This is a genomic window from Shimia sp. (genome assembly GCF_041624275.1).
In the GTDB taxonomy this organism is placed as follows: domain Bacteria; phylum Pseudomonadota; class Alphaproteobacteria; order Rhodobacterales; family Rhodobacteraceae; genus Shimia.
This window is the reverse complement of sequence record NZ_JBFJVE010000209.1, coordinates 1-4,929: the sequence shown is the minus strand read 5'-3', so window position 1 is coordinate 4,929 and position 4,929 is coordinate 1. Positions and strand designations below refer to the sequence as shown.

Sequence of the window (4,929 nt, the reverse complement as noted above, 5' to 3'; positions counted from 1 at the left end):
CAATTGCTCAGCACCACCGGCAGCCCATAGGTCTCGGCCCAGGCGCGCACCAGATGGTCCGAAGCCGCCTTGGAGGCCGAATAGGGCGAGTTGGGCGCATAAGGGGTGTCTTCGGTGAACTGGCCGCTGGGCCCGAGGCTGCCGAAGACCTCATCGGTGGAGATATGGTGAAAGCGGAAAGCCTCAGGCTTTCCGGCGCCCAACCAATAGGCGCGCGCCGCCTCGAGCATGTTGTAGGTGCCGGTGATATTGGTGTCGATGAAAGTGCCGGGCCCGTCGATGGAACGGTCGACATGGCTTTCGGCGGCCAGATGCATGACGGCATCGGGGCGATGGGCGGCAAAGATCCGGTCCAGCGCGGCGCGGTCGCGGATATCGGCCTGTTCGAAGGCATATCGGGGCGAGCGAGAGACCGATTTCACATTGTCGAGACAGGCGGCATAGGTCAGCGCATCAAGGTTCACCACCGCATGGCCCCGGGCCACCGCAAGGCGCACCACGGCCGATCCGATAAAGCCGGCGCCGCCGGTGATCAGCAGTTTCATGATGCCGCCTCCTCATAGGTGAAAGGGCTGTCAAAGCCGGCCAGCCCCGGCGCCACCGCGTCCTTGGCCGACAAGACCGGCTCGGTTCCTGCCGCAACACCCCAGTCGATGCCGATCGCGGCGTCTGACCACAACAGCGCGCCCTCGCATTCGGGCGCGTAGTAGTCGCTGCATTTATAGATGATCTCGGTGTCCGGCTGTCTGGTGATGAAGCCATGGGCGAAACCCGCCGGCACCAGCAGCTGGCGGCCGTTCTCGAAACTCAGCTCTTCGGCCAGCCATTGCCCGTAGGTGGGCGAGCCCCGGCGGATATCCACCGCCACATCCAGAAGCGCGCCGCGCCCGCAGCGCACCAGCTTGGCCTGGGCATGGGGCGGGGCTTGGAAATGCAGCCCGCGCACCGTGCCGACCTCGGCCGAGAGCGAATGGTTGTCCTGGACGAAGTCCAGCTCGATGCCATGGGCGGCCAATGCCCGGCGGCTGTAGCTTTCCGAGAAGAACCCCCGGTGATCGCCATGGCGGGCCGGGGTGATCAGCTTGACCCCGGAAAGTTTCGTGTCTTCAACCTGCACTGTCGTTCATCCACCCTGTTGCGTGACATCGCCCGGCCCCCGGTCTGCACCTCCCGGCGCCGCATTTCAACCATGCTCGGGATATTCCGCGCCGTGCCATGGCAGGGTCAGCCGCCCGCCGCCTGTTTGCGCAGCCAGCCGAGAAAGGCCGCGTCGGCCGAGCGCAGTTTCGGCCGCCCGGTGCCGGCCCAGACCGCCTGCCAGTCGGCCTCGAGCGCATAGACATCGCGCCCCGGCATCATCGCCCGCGCCGCCTCCAGGGTTTCGGGCTTCAGCACCGGGCTGCTGTGCGGCTCGACCAGCTGATCGCGCAGGGTGAAACGGATCAGATCGCCGGGCTCTTCGGCCATGGCGTAATCGGGCAGGTGGTCGGCGGCGATCATGTCGCGGATCATCTTGCGGAACACCCGGCGCGGGCTGGCCGAGCCGGATTTTTTCAAGAGCACCTCCACCGAGACCCGCCAGCTGTCCTGACGGCCGCAATGTTTGCGCGCCAGCTCGTAAATCCGACGCTCCAGCGGTTTGCGCAGGCGAAAGTAATCGCGGCTGAGGGTCAGCACCGATTTCGACAGCACGGCGCGATAGAGCCAGTCCGACAGGGTGACCGAGACCGAGACCATGCGCCCGCCGCGCGACTTGCGCACGATCTCCCAGCTTTCGATCAGGCCAAAGCCCGATGTCACCTCTTCGCCGCCGGTGACGTAATTGGTGGTGATGCGGGTGCCGGCCAGCCGCTCGAAGGCCTCGCGCAGCCGCTTGTAGCCGTCGCCCGAGGTCTCGCGGTTGCTGGCCACCAAGAGATCATAGGCCTTCAGATGCAGCACGCGGCTCACCTCGCGGCCGGCGTTCAGCGCCGCCATCAGCTGGCTGATGCAATAGATCAGGATATCCTTGTCGTGGATCGTCGCCAGACCCTTGACCGAGGGCACCACCTGGATCTGGGTGCCGTTGTGGCTGTAGGACAGGATGCGCCGGTCGGGGCGGGTGGCCAGCGAGAACATCGGATGTTCCATCGAGCCCATGTCATCCTTGGGGATGGCATCGAAAATGTCGCAGACGAAAAAATCGCCCGTCGGATGCCGCACCGGCATCAGGCCACCTGCTGCTGATCGAATCCCTGTCATCCGCCTGCCCCTGCCGACCCCCTGTCAGCCCTCTCGGCCCCCGCCGATCCCTGCTGAACCGCCGCCGAACCGCTGCCCGTGATCCCCGGCCCATGTGCCCGGGCCTGGCGATTCTTCTTCGTGGTTTTAATGACACCAGGCTAGAGTTATCCACAAGATCGGTCCAGAGCATCTTTCGTGGGACCGGAGTCGCAACAACGTGGGATCAGAGTCGGCTCTTCGTGGCTTCAGAGTCGGGCCCCTGCCGAAAAATCGCCAAAAGCTGTTTTCTATCAACGGCTTGGAAGAGCGGAAAAATCCCGTAACACTATAATAACAGATATATAACACTTAAAAAAAATCGCTCCGCCCCCCGGATCGCCTCTGAAACCCGGGTTTCGAGGCCGAAAACCCCCGATATTTCTTAGAAAAATCAATGGGGCTGTTCATATTTCTTCCATGTGCGCTGTTTTTGGATATAATCCCGGAAAAGGCGAACATGAGGTGACTTTCATGGCATATGAGGCGGCCGAGCAGCCCCCCTATTTCAACATCGACCCCGACCGGGCATTGGCCGAACTGGGCCAGCCCACCAGCACCGGCGGCTTTGCCGAGATCGCCGCCGCCTGCGCGCGCGGGCGCGAGGATCTGGCCAGCCGGGGATTGAACGAGGCCGGGCAGAAATCGCTGCGCCTGTTCTCGACATGGGAGATCACCAAATACCTGATCCCGGTCGCGGTGGCGCATTTCCGCCGGGTGCTGAAACAGAACCCCGCCCTGCCCCAGGGCCAGAGCGAGACCGAGGGCGGCGCCAAGTGGTTCACCCTCGACGAGGTGCTGCGGCTCAGGGCGCATTTCGCCTCTGAGGGCAGCAAGGCCAAGGAATACCAGCCCTACCGCCCCAAGGGCGTGCCGGCCAAGCTGGTGGCGGTGGCCAACTTCAAGGGCGGGGTGGGCAAGACCTCGACCGCGGCGCATCTGGCGATGTCGGCGGCGCTTGACGGCTACCGGGTGCTGGTGCTGGATCTCGACAGCCAGGGTTCGATGACCTCGATCTTTGGCGGTCAGGTGGCGGATGAATGGCAGACCGTCTTCCCGCTCCTGGCGCGCCATTACGGCAGCCACCTGCAGGCCGAGAACCGCGCCCGGATCGCCCGGGGCGAAGACCCGCTGCCGCTGGATGACACGCTCTCCGAGGCGATGAAGGTGACCACGCGCGAGGTGATCCAGAGCACCCACTGGCCCAATATCGACCTGATCGGCGCCCAGCTGAACCTCTACTGGGCCGAGTTCCAGATCCCGGTCTGGCGCATGCAGAGCCGGGGCTGGAAGCTCTGGGATGCGCTCACCGAGATGCTCGAGGCGGACGGGGTGCTGGAGGATTACGACCTGGTGTTCATCGACACCCCGCCGGCGCTTGGCTATCTGACCATCAACGGGCTGGCGGCGGCGGATATCCTCCTGGTGCCGCTCGGCGCCTCTTTCCTCGAGTTCGATTCGACCGGGCGTTTCTTCGACATGCTGCATTCGACCTTCGCCAGTATCGAGACCGGCGAGAACATGGCCGCCCGCGCCCTGGGGCGCGACGAGCTGGCCTTTGAATGGGATGCGGTGCGCGCCGTGGTCACCCGCTATGACGGCGCCCAGCAAGGCGAGCTGGCGGCGCTGATGCAGGCCTATCTGGGCCAGACGCTGAGCCCGCACAAACAGGATTTCACCGCCCTCATCGGTCAGGCCGGCGAGCAGGTCAACGGCATCTACGAGGCCGATTACCGCGATTTCAACCGCGAGACCTATGTCCGTGGCCGCATGACCTTCGATCAGACCTATGCCGCCTTCAAACGGCTGCTCCTGGGCATCTGGCGGCGCGACGAGCTGGCGGCGGAAGGACCCAAGAGCGGCGAAGAAAGCCGGGAACTGGCCGGGAGCGCGGGGTGAGAACGGTGGCTTCAGACTCTGAAAACCCCGGTTTCGTATCTGTTGTGGCGGAAAAAGTTTCGCGCGCGAAACATTCGCGGGCCGGCCACCGCCTGCCCGGCGCCGCGCGCCGCAGAGCAATTGGAGGAAAGTGACCATGGCCAAGCGCAAACGCCTGACCCCCGCCAAGGCCGAATATCTGACCGCCCCCTCGGGGCTCGAGATCAAGGCTTTCGGGCCCCAGTCGGGCAAGGTCCCGGGCCCGCCGATCGCCCAGGTCTCGGGCGATGCGGCGGCGGCGGCGGCGCTGAGCGAGGTCTCGGCGGTGCTGCAACTGGCCCGCGAAGAGGGGCGCATGATCCAGTCGCTGCCGCTGTCGGCGATCGAGGGCGCGCATCTGGTGCGCGACCGTCTGGCCGGCGAGCCGGGCGCCATGGGCGCGGCGGACGAAGACTGGCAGGCGCTGAAAGACAGTCTGCAGAGCCGCGGCCAGCAGGTGCCGATCGAGGTGCTGGAGCTCGGGGCTGGGCGCTATGGGCTGATCTCGGGCTGGCGGCGGCTGACCGCGCTGCGCCAGCTGGCCGCAGAACAGGGCGCAGAACAGGGCGGGGAACAGCGCACCCGGGCGCCCGAGGTGCTGGCGCTGATCCGCCGCCCCGAGACCAGTGCCGAGGCCTATGTGGCGATGGTCGAGGAAAACGAGATCCGGCTCGGCCTGTCGTTTTTCGAACGCGCGCGGATCGTCGTGCAGGCGGTCGATCAGCGGGTCTACGACAGTGAGAAACAGGCGCT

Annotated in this window: 5 protein-coding genes; 2 read left to right on the top strand and 3 right to left on the bottom strand. The window is 65.3% G+C overall.

The annotated features are described in order from the left end of the window. The 3 genes from ABZD10_RS13670 to ABZD10_RS13660 form a co-directional block, all read right to left on the bottom strand. The coding region (locus ABZD10_RS13670; RefSeq protein ID WP_372887289.1) for a dTDP-glucose 4,6-dehydratase at positions 1-545 on the bottom strand (545 nt) is incomplete at its 3' end. Then, positions 542-1,117, bottom strand: a complete 576-nt coding sequence (rfbC, locus tag ABZD10_RS13665) for a dTDP-4-dehydrorhamnose 3,5-epimerase (RefSeq protein ID WP_372887288.1) — start codon at positions 1,115-1,117, stop codon at positions 542-544. The genes ABZD10_RS13670 and rfbC, both read right to left, overlap by 4 nt. A gap of 107 nt (positions 1,118-1,224) precedes the next feature. Beyond that, positions 1,225-2,241, bottom strand: coding sequence for a replication initiator protein A (locus ABZD10_RS13660; RefSeq protein ID WP_372887286.1), 1,017 nt, complete (start codon positions 2,239-2,241; stop codon positions 1,225-1,227). Between the two features lie 492 nt (positions 2,242-2,733). Here ABZD10_RS13660 and ABZD10_RS13655 point away from each other — a divergent pair, with 492 nt between their 5' ends. Together ABZD10_RS13655 and ABZD10_RS13650 are read left to right on the top strand one after the other, a co-directional pair. Continuing rightward, positions 2,734-4,158 carry an AAA family ATPase gene (locus tag ABZD10_RS13655; RefSeq protein WP_372887285.1) on the top strand — a complete coding sequence of 475 codons (1,425 nt, stop codon included), beginning with the start codon at positions 2,734-2,736 and terminating at the stop codon, positions 4,156-4,158. A 136-nt stretch (positions 4,159-4,294) separates the two neighbouring features. Beyond that, on the top strand, positions 4,295-4,929 hold a 635-nt coding region (locus ABZD10_RS13650; protein ID WP_372887283.1), incomplete at its 3' end, for a ParB N-terminal domain-containing protein.

Bases quoted from the DNA above. Each gene is read 5' to 3' on its own strand.
- ABZD10_RS13655 (WP_372887285.1), top strand. From the start codon at position 2,734: ATGGCATATGAGGCGGCCGAGCAGCCCCCCTATTTCAACATCGACCCC.
- ABZD10_RS13660 (WP_372887286.1), bottom strand. From the start codon at position 2,241: ATGACAGGGATTCGATCAGCAGCAGGTGGCCTGATGCCGGTGCGGCAT.